Below are 15,492 nucleotides of genomic sequence, written 5' to 3' on the forward strand. Positions count from 1 at the left end.
GCTTGAGGTCAAGTCTTTGACTGTGCGAAGGGAAACAGGCTTAAACAGTGGAATCCTCACTATGTCGCTAACGACTTATGAAATGGCAAAAGTTCTCGAGCAGCTAGACACCAGCCCAGAGAAAGTAATGTTTGGTAAGCTACTCAACGAGCTTGGTAACCAAAGCGCTGAGCGTATCCGCAGTGCGGCGAAACAGGTTCCGATCGAGATGCTGCGTGATATGGTGTTCCATTTTCAAGAAGTGATTGAATCACGTAAATCGGAGCAGGTTGATATCTTAGCTAAGCAACTGGCAGAGCAGGGTATTAGCCCAGATGAATTGCGTGAATTCTTAACCAAGAAGTGATCCTTAATGCTAAGGATTTACGTTGCGATTGATGGGGTTCTGCAGCGAGATCAAGGTCTCTGTTGACTGAACTTCATCAATTGCTTGTAGCTTATCAATCAAGACAAACTGCAACTCCTCAATCGAGCGACACATCAACTTAACGAAGATATTGTATGCCCCAGTGGTGTAATAAGCTTCGACTACCTCATCAAGTGCATTTAACTTCTCTAACGCCGAGTGATAATCGCGGGCAGCGTTTAGATTGATACCGATAAAACAACACACGTCATAGCCAAGCTTTTTGGTATTTACGATCACCTCGGTGCCTTGAATAATTTCGGCAGATTTCATCTTTTCAATCCGCACGTGGATCGTTGCCGGACTGACATCGAACTCCTTGGCCATTTCGGCATAGGGTGTGCGTGCATCCTCCATTAGGGTTTTGAGGATCGCGCGGTCGAGTTCATCGAGCTTGTTGGTATGCATCGTCTTGGGCTCCTTGCCATATGACCTGAAAGTTGAAGATATCTTAGAGGATATCAGGATAATTGGGTACACTGTGTGAGACGAGTTATTGTTATATGGAGCCCACCTTGCGTCTACAGCTGATCTGCGAAGATTCATCCCAAATTCAACATTTTCAACAGCTGGTTTCACGTTGGAACTTAGAGCACGATGAGCAAAGCCCATTTGCCCTAGTGCTTTGTGAGCAGCGTCTTGAGCTGCGCAAGCTTGATGAGCCAAAGCTAGGCGCGATCTTTGTCGATTTTATCTCTGGAGCGGTTGCCCATCGACGAAAATTCGGCGGCGGAAAAGGTCAATCTATCGCTAAGGCGGTGGGGCTAAATAAAGGGGTCACGCCAACAATATTGGATGCCACCGCAGGCCTTGGGCGTGATTCTTTTGTGTTTGCTTCACTGGGTTGTAAGGTGCAGATGGTTGAGCGTCACCCGGTTGTGGCCGCGCTGCTTGATGATGGTCTTAGCCGGGCGAAACAAGACAGCGAAATTGGCGCATGGGTGTCTGAACGCATGACCTTGCTGCATGACTCTAGTCATCAAGCGCTGACTACGCTTGCGCAGAGTGAAGACTTTGTTCAGCCTGATGTGGTTTATCTCGACCCTATGTATCCGCATCCAGAGAATAAGAAGAAGTCTGCTCTAGTCAAAAAAGAGATGCGTGTGTTCCAATCTCTGGTGGGGGCGGATACTGATGCTGATGCGCTTTGGCAACCGGCCATGGCACTGGCGAGTAAGCGTGTTGTGGTCAAGCGTCCAGATTACGCCCCTTATCTTGCGGGGCAAACCCCAAGTATGAAGATTGAAACCAAAAAAAATCGCTTCGATGTTTATGTAAAGGCCTCAATGAACGACTAAGGTGTCGATAGACGCAGACTCGGCGTGTGATCAATATCCTTGCACAATCAATGGAATCGGGTTATACCTGACTGATAATCATTCTTGTTATTAGTTAGGTGAGCGGTATGACTAAGCGACTGTGTAAACTCAATCGGCACGCCATTGTCGAGCAGATCGGTGATATCTATCAATTAGTGGCACAGCCTAAATACGTCTGCCGCTCTTGCGCCCGCTCAGCCGCGGATAAGGTGCATCTGTGTAAGCCGGTGGCGCTGCCTAGCCGTCATTGCGCTGCAGAGCTACTCACCAGTGGTGACTTGCCGACGGCTAAATTGGATGCTCAGGTAAATACGCAGTCTTGCTCTACTGATGCAAACAAGCCTGACTCGGCACAAGACAAGAAGGCGATTAAAACGGCAAAGAAAGCGCTCAAGAAACAGCGTAAATCACTAAAAGCAATGAAAAAGCTGCTGAAAAAGCAGCGTAAACTGGCGAGAAAACACCAAAAGCTCGAGCACAAACTGGCTCGAGCTGCGATCACTCAGACGATTCAGTCTGATGCCCCTTCGGGGGCACTGCACTAAAACGTCACTCTTTAATCGGGACCACTAAGACGTCGACAGGGGTACAGTTAATAAGCTGTCGGGTCGAGGAGAGTAATTTGCTCCAAAAGTCCTGGTGATGACCACACACCACCAAGTCGATATCCAATTTATCGACGGTATCACACAGCTCGCTGCCGAGATCGCCCGCACCCACCAGGGTGTTACTGATCGGGTATTCGGCCTGCTCGCACAGCTCACCCAACTGCCTCTGTGAGGCGGCCATCGACTGATCTTGCGATTGCGCCATACTGATATCGACTAATCCGGTGTAGAGTTCGGCGTAATTAACGTCAACGTGGGCAAGTGACACCTTGGCACCAAGTGGCTTAGCGAGTGACACGGCCTTATCGATTAGTAGTTGGCTGTCGGGGGTCAGGTCGACAGCAACCAGAATATGTTGATAACTCATAGCAACACCTCCGAAACGGCTAGATCCTGATTAAATATTAGCACCTGTGCCTATGAGTGACTGTCACCGTGATCGCATATCCACTTCTTGAAAGCAAAATGTTATCTTAATCTCAAGTGGCCACAATTTGTGGCAAATCGGTGTGTAAGCGAGGGAGGTTTTCCCAAGCATCATATTGATTAAAAGGAATAAATTCATTCGGCACTAGGAGTCCCCATGTTAGCCCAACAAATGGTCCAACAGCTCAACGAGCAAATTAATCTGGAATTTTTCTCATCCAATCTATACTTACAAATGAGTGCTTGGTGTGAAGACAAAGGGTTTGAAGGCGCAGCTGAATTTTTACGCGCCCACGCCGTAGAAGAGATGGAGCACATGCAGCGTCTATTTACTTATGTAAGTGAGACAGGCTCGATGCCTATCTTAGGCGCAATTGATGCCCCTAAACACCAGTTTGACAGTCTTGGCGACGTTTTTAGAGAAACGTACGAGCATGAGCAGATGATTACTCAGAAAATCAATAAATTGGCTCACGTTGCTTTCTCTACTCAAGACTACTCAACCTTTAACTTCTTGCAGTGGTACGTGGCAGAGCAACACGAGGAAGAGAAGCTATTTAAGGGGATTTTAGACAAGTTGGATCTGGTTGGTGAAGACGGCAAGGCGCTGTTCTTTATCGACAAGGATTTAGCGGCGATGGCAAAAGAAGGTTCATCTTCGGTTATGGACATGCCTGCGGAATAAGATCGACCCCTAAAGCTAGTTCACTAGTCTAGGTCGTGTGGTTCATTTCTCGGCAGCCCGAACCAAGGTGTAGGGAGGAGAGATGATCAGCAGCGATACAATTCTGTTTTGTTTAATGGTGGTGTGTGCCGTTAATCTGGCGCGCTACTTAACCGCGTTGCGTTCACTGATATATATCATGCGCGAGGCGCATCCGTTGTTGTATCAGCAAGTCGATGGCGGGGGGTTCTTTACCACCCATGGGAACATGACGAAACAGGTGCGGCTTTTTCACTACCTGAAGAGTAAAGAGTATCTTCATCATCATGACACCGCGTTTATTAACAAGTGTCAGCACGTTAGGGAGCTGTTCGTGCTCAGTATGGGGCTACTCGCCGTGACCGTTTTCGCTGCATTTATGCTGTGAGCCAAGCGTTAGGTAGGCATGGCGCCAGGGATCTCTTGCGTCAGTTTGCCCCGCGCTGACTTTGCGGCTAAAATACCCACCATTCATGGAGGATGTGCTTTGCGCATCCTTTTTTTATTTCCGCGAGTAAGAGAGTAGATGGGCATGAGTAAGCACGTTGACGTGGTTGTTATTGGCGCAGGTGCAGCCGGACTAATGTGTGCCGCCGAGGCGGGAAAGCGAGGACGAAGCGTGCTGGTGGTTGATCATGCCAAGAAACCGGGACGTAAAATCCTCATCTCTGGTGGAGGCCGATGCAATTTCACCAACTACGATGTGAGCGCGCAAAACTATTTGTGTAACAACCCTCACTTTGTTAAATCAGCCCTGTCACAGTACACCAACTGGGATTTTATCTCTTTAGTGAGTAAGTATGGCATCGAATTTGAAGAGCGCGATCATGGTCAGCTGTTTTGTCTCGATTCGGCCAAGCAGATTGTCTCAATGCTTCTCGCGGAGTGCGAGCTGCCCAATGTTGCTTTTCAGTACCAAGCTGATGTCCACTCGGTCGAGCAGCAAGAGCAGGGCTTTCGCTTATCCATCAATACCGAGACAGTAACGTGTGACTCATTGGTTGTGGCCACAGGTGGCTTATCAATGCCAAAGCTTGGTGCGACCCCATTCGGTTTTAAACTGGCGGAGCAATTTGGCCTATCGGTTGTGCAGACCTGCGCAGGCTTAGTGCCGTTTACTCTGCACAAAGAGGATAAGCAAACTCTTGACGACTTATCAGGGATTGCTATCCCTTGTGAGGTGACGGCTCAAGATGGCACCATGTTTAAAGAAGCACTGCTGTTTACTCATCGCGGGCTTTCAGGGCCCTCTGTGTTGCAGATTTCCTCATTCTGGAAAGCGGGGCAGTCGGTGAGCATTAACCTGGTACCAAACGAAGATGTGGCTCAACTTCTTGAAGTATCGAGAGAGAAACACCCTAATCAGACCTTGAAAACCACGCTCGCCAAAGTGCTACCGAAACGCTTGGTTGAGGTGCTGATCGCGCGCCGTGAGCTGGATGACCGTCCACTGAAGCAGTTCAATGCCAAGCAGTTTGAGCAGGTCGTAGAGCAACTGGAAAATTGGCAAATACTGCCCAATGGCACTGAGGGATACCGAACGGCGGAAGTAACCCTCGGTGGAGTTGATACCGATCAGTTCTCGTCAAAAACGATGGAGTGTAAATCGGTCAAGGGTTTGTACTTTATCGGTGAGGTTTTAGATGTGACCGGTTGGCTGGGGGGCTACAACTTTCAGTGGTGTTGGAGCTCAGGGTTTGTGGCTGGGCAATGGGCTTAAGGCAAAGGTTCGAGGTGCGGGGACGGGCTTTGCCCTTCGAGGAGCGAGGCGTGTAGCACGTGAGTGTAGTTACTCGTACCCTTGCAGAGATAGTGCGCTTTGCAACACATGTCTAAGAGTCGACAATACATTAGAAAACAGCAGGCTTTGCCTGCTGTTTGTGTTTGTGCACTGATAAATCGCGATTGTTATCCTTGTTCTGCTGATGGGGTGGTTTTTCTGCCTAGTTTGAGCTGTTGGATAACCAAGCCTGAGATGATCAGTACTAATCCCACCAGCGTGCTTGGGTGGATTTGCTCGCCGATGATAGTGGCGAGTAAGAACAGTGAGATAAAGGGTGAGGCGAAGATAAGGTTGCTGATCCGCGCAGTGTTATTGGTGAGTTTTAATGCCGACAACCACAAAACAAATGTGACCCCCATTTCAAACAATCCAACATAGCTTACCGCTAGCCAACCACTGCGACTGATCACAGTCAGATCACCGTCTTCATAGAACATCAGCCCGAGAGCAAAGGGGATCGCTACTAAAAACCCGAGCAGCACACCAACAATTGGATCAGCGTTGTTTTTGGTGTTGAGGATCCAATAGCCTGCCCACAACAACGTTGAGACCAGGGCGAGGCCCACACCGAGCGGGCTTTCAAAGCTAAGGTTCAGAACGTTGCCTTGCGTAGCAATCACTACAACCCCAAGGTAACTCAGGCTGCAGGCAAGCCAGTCCTGCTTGCGGATTTGTTGGCCAAGAAATAGGGCTGCCATTAGGGTCAAAGTAATTGCCCAACTGTAGTTGATCGCCTGCGCTTGCGAAGCGGGTAGCAAATCATACGCCTTAAACAAGATTAGGTAGTAGGCCAGCGGGTTGATCAAGCCAAGCAGTAAATAGTAGCCGGGGTTGGCGACAAAGGTTGGCACAATCAGCTTGAGGGTGCCTTTTACGGCGCAGATAAGCAGTAGCGCAATTGCTGAGACAATGCTGGCAAAGGTGAGCATTTGAATCGGGGAAAACTCCGCCAAGGTCAGCTTAAATGCGGTAGCCACCGTTGACCAAAGTAAAACGGCACTAAGGCCAAATAGCAGCGCGCGGCGCTCATTCATGATCGAGTCCATTGATTAGAAATATACATAGCCGCTAAGTGTATCGGGGACAATTAAGGGCAAAAACTGGACATTTATCCAGTATAAAAATACCATTATCAATTAATTACACGCGTTAGGAAGGATCGCAGATATGCAGTGGCTCACCGAGCATCACCCTACTTTACTGGCTCTGATCGGTGGCGGCGTAGCCAGCGCTGGCATTGTTGGATGGTGGGTAAAAAGCGCCATGCAGCGCCAATACCAACAGCTTGAGCAAGAGCTTGAGTTGTCGAGTCAGCGGTTTGAGCTTGAGCGCGCGCAGTTGCAACAGCGAGTGAGTGATAATCAGCGCGAGCTTGACCAGCTCGACCTTGAGCGCGATAAAGCCGCTCATGAGCTTAAGCAAACCCATGGCAAGATGATGGCGATGATGGAGAAATTGCGTCATTTTGAAACCTTACGCCAAGAGCGAGAGCGCTATGCGCACGCGGTGGATAAACTGCGTGAAGAGAAGTCTGAGTTGAGTGCCAGCCTGCGCGAGCAAGAGGCGCGTCATGAGCAAGAAAGTAAGGCCAATACAGACAAGCTCAGGTTGCTCGAGCAAGCCGAAGAGCGGCTGAAACAGCAATTTGAACAGCTCGCGAATCAGCTGTTTGATAGCAAAACTGCCAAGGTTGATCAGCAAAACCGCATCAGTCTCGAGGGTTTGCTCTCACCGCTGAAAGAGCAGTTGGAAGGGTTTAAGAAGCAGGTCAATGACAGCTTTAACCTGGAAGCTAAAGAGCGTCACACCCTAGTTCATGAGCTGCATAAATTGCAGCAACTCAATGAGCGTATGACCACAGAGGCGGTCAATCTCACCAATGCTCTTAAAGGGGATAACAAGCAGCAAGGCAACTGGGGCGAGGTGGTTCTGGCGCGCGTGTTGGCAGAGTCTGGCCTGCGCGAAGGGCATGAGTACACCACCCAAACTAGCCTGAAAAATGAACTCGGCAAACGCTACCAGCCAGATGTGATTGTTAATCTGCCACAAGGTAAGCAGGTGATCATCGATGCCAAGATGACGCTGGTGGCTTATGAGCGCTATTTTAATGCCAGTGATGACAGCGAGCGTGGGCAAGCGCTAAGTGAGCACTTATTATCGGTGCGAGGGCACATCAAAGGGTTAGGGCAGAAGGATTATCATCAGCTACAAGGCGTTGAGAGCCTGGATTACGTATTGATGTTTATTCCGGTTGAGCCGGCTTTTCAGGTTGCGATTGAGGCAGACCCTAGCTTGGTTAGTGATGCGTTTGATAACAACATCCTCTTGGTCAGTCCAACCACCTTGCTGGTGGCGCTGCGTACCATCGATAACCTATGGCGCAACGATCGTCAGAATCAAAACGCTAAACAGATTGCTGAACGAGCGGCCCGTCTTTACGACAAACTGCGCTTGTTTGTTGATGATATGGAAGGTCTCGGTGGTGCGCTGGATAAGGCTAATCAGCAGTACCAAGGCGCAATGAACAAGCTGGCTACCGGACGCGGCAATGCAATTCGCCAGGCTGAAAGCTTTAAGCAGCTAGGGGTCGAGATCAAGCGGCCAATATCACAGACTATTCGTGATAATGCTGTTGATGAACAAGACGCACAATTAACACAAGCGGAAAGACAAGCGATAGAGGATAAAGTAAACTAGGTTTTCGCAGCAGCAAGGGGGAGCGATGTACTACTTCCCCTGAAGTGGGCTGCATAAAGAGGAAGAGAGAAAATGGACACCAGTGTGGATACGCAACAAATAAGAGAAAATCAAGATACTACGCACTTTGGCTTCACCACGGTAGCAAAAGAAGAGAAGGTGCAGAAGGTTGCACAAGTCTTTCACTCTGTTGCGGCAAAATACGACTTAATGAATGATTTAATGTCGGGTGGCGTTCATCGCCTATGGAAACGTTTCACTATCGACTGCAGTGGCACAAGACCTGGGCAACGTATTCTCGATCTCGGTGGCGGCACCGGCGATCTGACTGCCAAATTCTCACGTATTGTCGGTGATAAGGGCCATGTCGTATTGGCTGACATCAATAACTCGATGCTTAATGTTGGTCGTGACAAGCTGCGCGACAGCGGAGTGGTAGGTAATGTCCATTATGTACAGGCCAATGCTGAGGAATTGCCATTCCCCGATGACTATTTTGATGTCATTACCATTAGCTTCTGTCTGCGCAATGTGACGGATAAAGACAAAGCCCTGCGCTCAATGTTTCGTGTGCTCAAACCTGGTGGTCGACTACTGGTACTCGAGTTCTCAAAGCCGATTGTTGAACCTCTTTCTAAAGTTTACGATGCCTATTCGTTCCATCTGCTGCCTAAAATGGGCGAGCTAGTGGCTAATGACGCTGAAAGTTATCGCTATCTTGCGGAATCGATTCGTATGCACCCCGATCAAGACACACTCAAAGCCATGATGGATGAGGCGGGGTTTGAGCAGACCAGCTATTACAATCTGACCGGTGGTATCGTGGCTCTGCACCGAGGATACAAGTTTTAGGGAGGCACTATGCCATTCATGCCGTTGGTAACTGCAGGCATAGAGACTGCGCTCAACCTGTGTATTAGGGAAAGCGACGAGGCCAAGGCTCGTCTTGGTCGCCTGCGAGGGCGGGTTATTCGAGTTAAGCTTCAAGAACTCAACCATGCCCTGACATTCATTTTTACCCAACAGATCGATGTGCTTTCTGAGTATGAAGGCATCCCAGATTGTGACTTAAAGCTCTCTCTCATGGTGCTACCTGAGCTGAAAGATCGCTCGAACATCACTCGCCTGGTAAAGCAGGGCAAGCTAGAGCTTGAAGGAGATATTCAATTGGCTCAGTCGCTGTCTAAGCTGTTTGATGAGGCCAAGCCTGACCTAGAAGAGTGGCTAGCGAAACTCACCGGTGACGCCGTGGCCCACAGCGCAGTCTATGGTATTAAGCAAGCCGGGCAACTGGTTAACTCGCAGCTTAAACGACACCAAAGCCATTTAGCACAGGTGTTGACGGAAGAGTGGCGAATTGCCCCCGCGCCGCTAGAAGTGGCGCATTTTTGCGATCAAGTGGACGACGTGCAAAGCCAAGCACGACGCCTTGAGGCGCGCCTTAAAGCGCTTCAGGAGACACTATGACGCCATCTGAGCTAAAGCGTCTCTATCGTATTATCCAGGTCCAGCTAGAGTTTGGACTTGATGAGTTGCTGGCGAGCCCACCTAGTACCATCACCGATACACTGACCCCAAGCCTTGAAGGCTCACTGTATGCCCGTAAAGCGCTGTTTTGGATCAAAAATCGTCACCCGGATAAATCACTGGGCGAGCGCTTGCGTCTTGCGCTTCAGGAGCTCGGTCCGGTCTGGATTAAGTTTGGTCAGATGCTCTCTACTCGAAGAGATCTTCTCCCACCGCAGATTGCCGATCCGCTCGCTGAGCTGCAAGATAACGTGCCTGCCTTTGATGGCAAACTGGCGCGTCAGCAGATTGAGGCGGTGCTAGGTGGTGAGCTTGAGCAGTGGTTTAGTGACTTTGATGAGGTACCTCTTGCCTCAGCCTCGATTGCTCAAGTGCATACCGCCAAATTAAAAGGTACCGGGCGTGAAGTAGTGCTTAAGGTGATCCGCCCTGATATTCGCTCCGTTATCGAGGCCGATCTTAAACTGATGTACCGCATGGCGCGTCTGGTGGCGAAGATGCTACCAGAGGCAAGAAGGCTCAAGCCCGTCGAGGTCGTGCGCGAGTACGAAAAGACCTTGTTGGATGAGCTAGATTTGCGTCGTGAAGCCGCGAACGCTATCCAACTGCGTCGTAACTTTGAGGGTAGTGAGGAGCTGTATGTTCCTGAGGTGATCACTGAATTCAGTAATCAAACCGTCATGGTTTCTGAGCGAATATACGGTTATCAGGTCTCAGATATTGACGGGCTGCGCGCCAACGGTACCAATATGAAGCTGCTGGCGGAGCGAGGGGTGACGGTCTTCTTTACCCAGGTTTTCCGCGACAGTTTTTTTCACGCCGACATGCATCCAGGTAATGTGTTTGTCGTCAAACAGCATCCAGAGAACCCGAAGTGGATTGGGCTTGATTGTGGCATTGTAGGTACACTGAATAGTGATGATAAGCGCTATTTGGCAGAAAACTTCTTGGCCTTTTTTAATCGCGATTATCGCCGCGTCGCAGAACTGCATGTTGAGTCGGGCTGGGTTCCACGTGAAACGAATGTCGACGAGTTTGAGGTCGCGATTAGGATCGTGTGTGAGCCGATCTTTGCTAAGCCTTTGTGCGAGATCTCTTTTGGTCATGTGCTGCTTAATCTGTTTAACACCGCACGTCGCTTTAATATGGAGGTGCAGCCACAACTGGTGCTACTGCAAAAGACCTTACTCTATGTTGAAGGGCTTGGCAGGCAGCTTTATCCTCAGTTGGACTTGTGGGACACGGCCAAGCCTTTCCTAGAAGAGTGGATGATGAACCAGATTGGGCCGAAGGCGGTAGTCAATGCAGTGAGAGACCGCGCACCCTATTGGGCAGAAAAGCTACCCGAGCTACCAGAGCTGCTATACGATAGCCTCAAGCAGGGTAAGTCTATGAATCAGCGCATGGAAAAGCTCTATTATGGTTATAGGGAGTCAAAGCGTAATCAGGCAACTGGGCAGTTTTTATTTGGTATCGGTGCCACACTTATGGTGTGTTCAGCGATACTTATAAATCACCATCATTATGATGGATTATCATTACTAGGAGCGGCGTTGGGCTGTATAGCTTGGCTAATGAGCTGGCGAGCTTACCGTCGCAAATAGCAAATTCTCAACATAACCCGAGGAACGAGATAATGGGTGGTATCAGTGTTTGGCAACTTCTAATCGTTGCCGTTATCGTAGTATTACTGTTTGGAACCAAGAAGCTTCGTAACATTGGCGGCGATCTTGGTAGTGCGGTGAAAGGCTTCAAGAATGCGATGAATGAGGACGAAAAAGCAGACAGTAAAGACGCCGACTTCGAACAGAAGAACCTTGAACAGCAGAAATCGGACGCTTCTGCTGAAACGAAAAAAGACAAAGAGCAGGCATAATCCGTGTTTGATATTGGTTTCTGGGAACTGATATTAATTTCTTTAGTGGGGCTAGTGGTCATAGGGCCTGAGCGTCTCCCGCATGCCATCCGCAGTGTTTCTCGCTTTATCTCCGGTGCAAAAGCGATGGCAAACAGCGTTAAGGACGAGCTGTCTCATGAGCTTAAGGTTCAAGAGCTGCAAGAGAATCTCAAGAAAGCAGAGCAGATGGGGATGAAAGACCTGTCGCCGGAGCTCAAGTCTTCGATTGATGAGCTAAAACAAACTGCGCAAGAGGTTCAGCGTCCTTATGAGGATAAGACGTCGTCCGCGTCTGAAAAAACTCAGCCCATAGAGCAAGCGAAGGCTCAGCCAACAGAGCCATCAACGCAAGTTGATAGTACAACTGGCCAGTCGACCCGCTCTAAAGATGAGTGATGTTCCCATTGAGCTGCCATGTGAGCAGCTCTTGTTGTCTTTATTTCTCCCAAGAGGATGGATATGTCTTCTGTAGAGCAGACTCAGCCATTGATCTCGCATCTGCTTGAGTTGCGAGACCGACTGCTGCGCGCCATGGCCGCGGTGTTGGTGATTTTCCTTGGCCTGATTTACTTTTCCAATACAATTTATGAGTTTATCTCTGCACCGTTAGTTGAACGTCTTCCCGAAGGGGCGACGATGATTGCAACCGACGTCGCATCGCCGTTTTTCACTCCACTAAAGTTAACTCTAATCACAGCGGTATTTATTGCCGTGCCGTTTATTCTCTATCAGGTGTGGGCGTTTGTCGCACCCGGCTTGTACAAGCATGAGCGTAAGCTGGTGATGCCACTGTTGTTCTCCAGTTCACTGCTGTTCTACTGCGGTGTTGCGTTTGCTTACTATGTGGTGTTCCCGCTGGTGTTTGGCTTCTTTACCGCGATCTCGCTGGGCGGGGTTGAATTTGCCACCGACATAACCAGCTATCTCGATTTTGTTCTCGCGCTATTTTTGGCCTTCGGTATCGCCTTTGAGGTACCGGTCGCGATCGTACTCTTGTGCTGGACCGGGGCAACCACACCAGAAAGCCTTAGCCAGAAACGACCTTATATTGTAGTCGCTGCCTTTGTGGTTGGTATGATGCTTACGCCACCCGATATGATCTCACAAACCCTATTGGCCATCCCTATGTGCCTACTGTTTGAGGTCGGCTTACTCGTCGCAAGGTTTTACGTACGCAAACCGGACCAAGAAGAACAAGAAGGGCAAGAAGAGTAAATGCCTTAACCAAAAACAAAAGACCAAGCAAACGCTTGGTCTTTTGTTTTTCCGGCGGTGCAATCTTAAAGCATGCGAGTCACTAACCTCGCGAGCAAAACTTCTCGCCTCTCTCTTCTCGAATCTCGGCTCTGTTTCAGAGTTGGAACAATTGCTTGGCATTAAAGGTCGTTATGTGATCCACCTCAGTAAGACTCAGTCCACGCAAATCGGCAATACGCTCAGCCACTAGGCTGGTATAAGCGGGCTCATTGCGCTTACCACGATGAGGAACGGGCGCAAGGTAAGGGCAGTCGGTTTCAAGGATCACCTTCTCCATATCAAGATGCGGTATCACCTTATCCATGCCGCCATTCTTAAATGTCGACACACCGCCAAGGCCCAAGTGGAAGCCGAGCTGATTAATCGCCTGTGCTTGTTCTACACTGCCACCAAAACAGTGGAACACGCCTCGTAAGCGACCATCTTGAGCCGTCTCAAGTAGGCTAAGGGTTTCTTCAATCGAGTCTCTGGTGTGGATAACAACCGGAAGGTCGCGCTCTTTCGCCCAATCAAGCTGAGTAGTGAAAGCCCATTCTTGCTCCTGGCGATAGGTTTTATCCCAATAAAGGTCGATACCAATCTCACCCACAGCGATAAATGGATGACGGTCAAACCATGCTTTAATGGTCTCGAGAGTCGCTTCAACATCGCCATCAACATAGCAAGGGTGCAATCCCATCATCGAGCGACACACCTCAGGGTAGCGCATCTCAGTAGCGAGCATAGGCTCGATTGAGTCGAGGTCAATATTCGGCAACAGGATGTGGGAAATGCCTTGGCTTAGAGCACGCTGGACCACTTGGTCACGGTCTTGATCAAACTCGCTGGCGTAGATGTGAGCATGGGTATCTATCATGATGCTTCTCTTGGTAAATCGGCAGTAGCCCTAGGGTACTCCAGCACATTTACAAAGCAAGCGCTGATTTTGTGCGGTAATGGCTAGCGCGTCCTGACTACGGTGATATGATTCAAACAGGTAAAATAACAAATCCAGCCAAGGAGAAGCCTGTGTCAGCAGCAGTATTAGGTCAGTTCCCCCTTCGCCGTATGCGTCGCATGCGTAAACACGATTTTAGCCGTCGCTTAATGGCGGAAAACCAACTCTCAGCCAGTGATCTGATTTATCCAATGTTTATCTTGATGGGTAAAGATCGCCGCGAGCAGGTGGAGTCGATGCCTGGCATTGAGCGATTATCGATTGATTTGATGCTGGAAGAGGCGCAGTACCTAGCTCAACTGGGTATTCCTGCTATCGCTCTCTTTCCGGTGGTGAATCAAGATGCCAAGAGTTTGTGTGCTGCGGAGTCCTTCAACCCAGAAGGCTTAGTGCAACGTGCGGTGCGAGAGCTAAAAGAGCATGTGCCTGAGATTGGGGTGATCACGGATGTGGCGCTTGACCCATTCACGACCCACGGTCAAGACGGGATCATTGATGAGGAAGGTTATGTCCTCAATGATGCCACCACTGAAGTGCTGATCAAACAAGCTCTATCTCATGCAGAGGCAGGGGCGGATGTAGTAGCTCCCTCCGATATGATGGATGGGCGTATTGGTGAGATCCGTGCAGCCTTAGAAGAGGCGGGCTATGTGAATACACAGATCATGGCTTATTCTGCCAAGTATGCATCAAGCTATTACGGTCCGTTTCGTGATGCAGTCGGTTCTGCATCAAACCTTAAAGGTGGCAATAAGAAAAACTACCAAATGGATCCAGCCAATAGCGATGAGGCATTGCAAGAAGTGGCGATGGACATTAACGAGGGCGCAGATATGGTGATGGTGAAGCCGGGTATGCCTTACCTAGATGTGGTGCGTCGAGTGAAAAGTGAACTGCAGGTACCAACCTTTGCTTATCAAGTTTCTGGTGAGTATGCGATGCACAAGGCGGCGATCCAAAATGGCTGGCTGTCTGAGCGTGAAACCGTGCTTGAGTCACTGCTATGCTTTAAGCGTGCCGGGGCAGATGGCGTGCTGACTTACTTTGCTAAACAGGTTGCTGAGTGGCTAGCAGAGGATAATGCTCAGGCGTCGACGGCGCTAAAATAACCTGAGCTCAGCAGAGAGTTGTCAGGTTGGCGCCGACTGTGTAAGGTGCCAACCTTTTTTATTGGCTGAGGTAAAAGATGATCACAGTACGAGAAGGTTCGCTGCAAGAAGTCGAACAGATAGTGGCAACCATTACTGAATTTGTACGCAAAGAGACCGTCGACACCTTGTACGCACGACTGGATGGTAAGAGATCTCTGGTGTTAGTAGCGGAAGAGGATGGCTACCTATTGGGGTTTAAGATTGGCTATCAGCTAGATAATGAGACCTTTTACAGTTGGTTTGGTGGTGTCTCCCCGCAAGCTAGGAAACGAGGCGTGGCACAAATCCTTATGGATTGGCAGGAGCGCTGGGTGGGTGAGCAGGGCTATCATCAGCTCAAGGTTAAGTCGCGTAATCAGTTTCCAAGTATGCTGCGTCTACTGCTCCGCAATGGCTATCAGATTGAAGATTTCGAGCGCGTCGACCCCTTAGTCGAGTCCCGAATTCACTTTTGTAAACGGATCCAAAGTGAGCCAGCTCAAGCTAATTGAGATTGATTCTATCCCGTTGGGAGAATCGAGAGGCGAGATCGTTTCACTGCGAGTACGCTACGCTCGAGGTGGAGTGACACTTAACAGCGGTGGTAAAGTCTGGAAAATTTTCTCGCCTCTCGCCTCTCGTTTCTGTGTTTTTCAGATAAAAATCCTACACAAGTTAACGATCCATTGGCTATGTTTTAATCGTGTATCAATTCACGGATGGATCCACTTTAAGTCAACCCAAAATGGCCAGCAAACACTTTTTTCCACAATCAATGATCTGTTTTGGATCATCTTGGTCT

19 protein-coding genes are annotated in these 15,492 nt (G+C 49.3%); 15 read left to right on the forward strand and 4 right to left on the reverse strand.

Features of this window, described 5'->3' with window-relative positions; translation table 11 throughout:
* Window positions 1–61: 61 nt before the first annotated feature.
* The gene (gene tsrA / locus ACZ5R2_RS02360) at window positions 62–346 is read left to right on the forward strand and encodes an H-NS-like global regulator TsrA (protein ID WP_438459680.1); all 285 of its coding nucleotides are present in this window, start codon (window positions 62–64) and stop codon (window positions 344–346) included.
* A 9-nt stretch (window positions 347–355) separates the two neighbouring features.
* Here tsrA and asnC read toward each other — a convergent pair whose 3' ends face one another.
* The gene (gene asnC, locus ACZ5R2_RS02365; protein WP_438459681.1) at window positions 356–814 is read right to left on the reverse strand and encodes a transcriptional regulator AsnC; all 459 of its coding nucleotides are present in this window, start codon (window positions 812–814) and stop codon (window positions 356–358) included.
* Window positions 815–921: 107 nt separating this feature from the next.
* Here asnC and ACZ5R2_RS02370 point away from each other — a divergent pair, with 107 nt between their 5' ends.
* Together ACZ5R2_RS02370 and ACZ5R2_RS02375 are read left to right on the forward strand one after the other, a co-directional pair.
* Window positions 922–1,704, forward strand: coding sequence for a class I SAM-dependent methyltransferase (locus tag ACZ5R2_RS02370; RefSeq protein ID WP_464900873.1), 783 nt, complete (start codon window positions 922–924; stop codon window positions 1,702–1,704).
* Window positions 1,705–1,811: 107 nt separating this feature from the next.
* Window positions 1,812–2,270 (forward strand): hypothetical protein, encoded by a 459-nt coding sequence (locus ACZ5R2_RS02375; protein ID WP_464900874.1) that lies wholly within the window; start codon window positions 1,812–1,814, stop codon window positions 2,268–2,270.
* 4 nt (window positions 2,271–2,274) lie between these two features.
* Here ACZ5R2_RS02375 and ACZ5R2_RS02380 read toward each other — a convergent pair whose 3' ends face one another.
* Window positions 2,275–2,700 carry a universal stress protein gene (locus tag ACZ5R2_RS02380; RefSeq protein ID WP_464900875.1) on the reverse strand — a complete coding sequence of 142 codons (426 nt, stop codon included), beginning with the start codon at window positions 2,698–2,700 and terminating at the stop codon, window positions 2,275–2,277.
* Between the two features lie 216 nt (window positions 2,701–2,916).
* On the opposite strand from ACZ5R2_RS02380, the gene ftnA reads away from it, so the two are divergent.
* The 3 genes from ftnA (at window position 2,917) to ACZ5R2_RS02395 (ending at window position 5,182) form a co-directional block, all read left to right on the forward strand.
* Window positions 2,917–3,444 (forward strand): non-heme ferritin, encoded by a 528-nt coding sequence (gene ftnA, locus ACZ5R2_RS02385; RefSeq protein ID WP_464900876.1) that lies wholly within the window; start codon window positions 2,917–2,919, stop codon window positions 3,442–3,444.
* Window positions 3,445–3,526: 82 nt separating this feature from the next.
* On the forward strand, window positions 3,527–3,850 hold the full coding sequence (uspB, locus tag ACZ5R2_RS02390) for a universal stress protein UspB (protein ID WP_438459686.1): 324 nt from the start codon (window positions 3,527–3,529) through the stop codon (window positions 3,848–3,850).
* Window positions 3,851–3,994: 144 nt separating this feature from the next.
* The gene (locus ACZ5R2_RS02395) at window positions 3,995–5,182 is read left to right on the forward strand and encodes a BaiN/RdsA family NAD(P)/FAD-dependent oxidoreductase (RefSeq protein ID WP_464900877.1); all 1,188 of its coding nucleotides are present in this window, start codon (window positions 3,995–3,997) and stop codon (window positions 5,180–5,182) included.
* 188 nt (window positions 5,183–5,370) lie between these two features.
* Here the strand turns inward: ACZ5R2_RS02395 and ACZ5R2_RS02400 are convergent, their stop codons facing one another.
* On the reverse strand, window positions 5,371–6,279 hold the full coding sequence (locus ACZ5R2_RS02400) for a DMT family transporter (RefSeq protein WP_464900878.1): 909 nt from the start codon (window positions 6,277–6,279) through the stop codon (window positions 5,371–5,373).
* Window positions 6,280–6,412: 133 nt separating this feature from the next.
* On the opposite strand from ACZ5R2_RS02400, the gene rmuC reads away from it, so the two are divergent.
* From rmuC to tatC, 7 genes are all read left to right on the forward strand, one after another.
* Window positions 6,413–7,942 (forward strand): DNA recombination protein RmuC, encoded by a 1,530-nt coding sequence (gene rmuC, locus ACZ5R2_RS02405; protein ID WP_464900879.1) that lies wholly within the window; start codon window positions 6,413–6,415, stop codon window positions 7,940–7,942.
* 72 nt (window positions 7,943–8,014) lie between these two features.
* Complete coding sequence (gene ubiE, locus ACZ5R2_RS02410; protein WP_464900880.1) at window positions 8,015–8,794, forward strand: bifunctional demethylmenaquinone methyltransferase/2-methoxy-6-polyprenyl-1,4-benzoquinol methylase UbiE; 780 nt, start codon at window positions 8,015–8,017, stop codon at window positions 8,792–8,794.
* Between the two features lie 9 nt (window positions 8,795–8,803).
* On the forward strand, window positions 8,804–9,409 hold the full coding sequence (locus ACZ5R2_RS02415; protein WP_464900881.1) for a ubiquinone biosynthesis accessory factor UbiJ: 606 nt from the start codon (window positions 8,804–8,806) through the stop codon (window positions 9,407–9,409).
* Window positions 9,406–11,073: a ubiquinone biosynthesis regulatory protein kinase UbiB gene (gene ubiB, locus ACZ5R2_RS02420; protein ID WP_464900882.1), complete on the forward strand. Its 1,668-nt coding sequence runs from the start codon at window positions 9,406–9,408 to the stop codon at window positions 11,071–11,073. Before ACZ5R2_RS02415 ends, ubiB begins: the two co-directional genes overlap by 4 nt.
* A 32-nt stretch (window positions 11,074–11,105) precedes the next feature.
* Window positions 11,106–11,345 carry a Sec-independent protein translocase subunit TatA gene (gene tatA, locus ACZ5R2_RS02425; protein WP_464900883.1) on the forward strand — a complete coding sequence of 80 codons (240 nt, stop codon included), beginning with the start codon at window positions 11,106–11,108 and terminating at the stop codon, window positions 11,343–11,345.
* A 3-nt stretch (window positions 11,346–11,348) separates the two neighbouring features.
* Window positions 11,349–11,762 carry a Sec-independent protein translocase protein TatB gene (tatB, locus tag ACZ5R2_RS02430; protein WP_464900884.1) on the forward strand — a complete coding sequence of 138 codons (414 nt, stop codon included), beginning with the start codon at window positions 11,349–11,351 and terminating at the stop codon, window positions 11,760–11,762.
* Between the two features lie 63 nt (window positions 11,763–11,825).
* Window positions 11,826–12,581: a twin-arginine translocase subunit TatC gene (tatC, locus tag ACZ5R2_RS02435; RefSeq protein WP_464900885.1), complete on the forward strand. Its 756-nt coding sequence runs from the start codon at window positions 11,826–11,828 to the stop codon at window positions 12,579–12,581.
* A 136-nt stretch (window positions 12,582–12,717) separates the two neighbouring features.
* On the opposite strand, the gene ACZ5R2_RS02440 is transcribed toward tatC, so the two are convergent.
* Window positions 12,718–13,479 carry a TatD family hydrolase gene (locus ACZ5R2_RS02440; RefSeq protein WP_464900886.1) on the reverse strand — a complete coding sequence of 254 codons (762 nt, stop codon included), beginning with the start codon at window positions 13,477–13,479 and terminating at the stop codon, window positions 12,718–12,720.
* A gap of 152 nt (window positions 13,480–13,631) precedes the next feature.
* Between ACZ5R2_RS02440 and hemB the strand changes: the two genes are divergently transcribed.
* Window positions 13,632–14,669 (forward strand): porphobilinogen synthase, encoded by a 1,038-nt coding sequence (gene hemB / locus ACZ5R2_RS02445; RefSeq protein ID WP_464900887.1) that lies wholly within the window; start codon window positions 13,632–13,634, stop codon window positions 14,667–14,669.
* A 77-nt stretch (window positions 14,670–14,746) separates the two neighbouring features.
* Window positions 14,747–15,202, forward strand: coding sequence for an N-acetyltransferase family protein (locus tag ACZ5R2_RS02450; RefSeq protein WP_464900888.1), 456 nt, complete (start codon window positions 14,747–14,749; stop codon window positions 15,200–15,202).
* The last annotated feature ends 290 nt before the right edge of the window (window positions 15,203–15,492 follow it).

This window comes from Vibrio sabulosilitoris (genome assembly GCF_055391395.1).

Excerpts from the sequence above, each read along its gene's own strand:
- tsrA (WP_438459680.1), top strand. The coding sequence starts at position 62 with ATGTCGCTAACGACTTATGAAATGGCAAAAGTTCTCGAGCAGCTAGAC.
- asnC (WP_438459681.1), bottom strand. The coding sequence starts at position 814 with ATGCATACCAACAAGCTCGATGAACTCGACCGCGCGATCCTCAAAACC.
- ACZ5R2_RS02375 (WP_464900874.1), top strand. The coding sequence starts at position 1,812 with ATGACTAAGCGACTGTGTAAACTCAATCGGCACGCCATTGTCGAGCAG.
- ACZ5R2_RS02380 (WP_464900875.1), bottom strand. The coding sequence starts at position 2,700 with ATGAGTTATCAACATATTCTGGTTGCTGTCGACCTGACCCCCGACAGC.
- ftnA (WP_464900876.1), top strand. The coding sequence starts at position 2,917 with ATGTTAGCCCAACAAATGGTCCAACAGCTCAACGAGCAAATTAATCTG.
- uspB (WP_438459686.1), top strand. The coding sequence starts at position 3,527 with ATGATCAGCAGCGATACAATTCTGTTTTGTTTAATGGTGGTGTGTGCC.
- ACZ5R2_RS02395 (WP_464900877.1), top strand. The coding sequence starts at position 3,995 with ATGAGTAAGCACGTTGACGTGGTTGTTATTGGCGCAGGTGCAGCCGGA.
- ACZ5R2_RS02400 (WP_464900878.1), bottom strand. The coding sequence starts at position 6,279 with ATGAATGAGCGCCGCGCGCTGCTATTTGGCCTTAGTGCCGTTTTACTT.
- rmuC (WP_464900879.1), top strand. The coding sequence starts at position 6,413 with ATGCAGTGGCTCACCGAGCATCACCCTACTTTACTGGCTCTGATCGGT.
- ubiE (WP_464900880.1), top strand. The coding sequence starts at position 8,015 with ATGGACACCAGTGTGGATACGCAACAAATAAGAGAAAATCAAGATACT.
- ACZ5R2_RS02415 (WP_464900881.1), top strand. The coding sequence starts at position 8,804 with ATGCCATTCATGCCGTTGGTAACTGCAGGCATAGAGACTGCGCTCAAC.
- ubiB (WP_464900882.1), top strand. The coding sequence starts at position 9,406 with ATGACGCCATCTGAGCTAAAGCGTCTCTATCGTATTATCCAGGTCCAG.
- tatA (WP_464900883.1), top strand. The coding sequence starts at position 11,106 with ATGGGTGGTATCAGTGTTTGGCAACTTCTAATCGTTGCCGTTATCGTA.
- tatC (WP_464900885.1), top strand. The coding sequence starts at position 11,826 with ATGTCTTCTGTAGAGCAGACTCAGCCATTGATCTCGCATCTGCTTGAG.
- ACZ5R2_RS02440 (WP_464900886.1), bottom strand. The coding sequence starts at position 13,479 with ATGATAGATACCCATGCTCACATCTACGCCAGCGAGTTTGATCAAGAC.
- ACZ5R2_RS02450 (WP_464900888.1), top strand. The coding sequence starts at position 14,747 with ATGATCACAGTACGAGAAGGTTCGCTGCAAGAAGTCGAACAGATAGTG.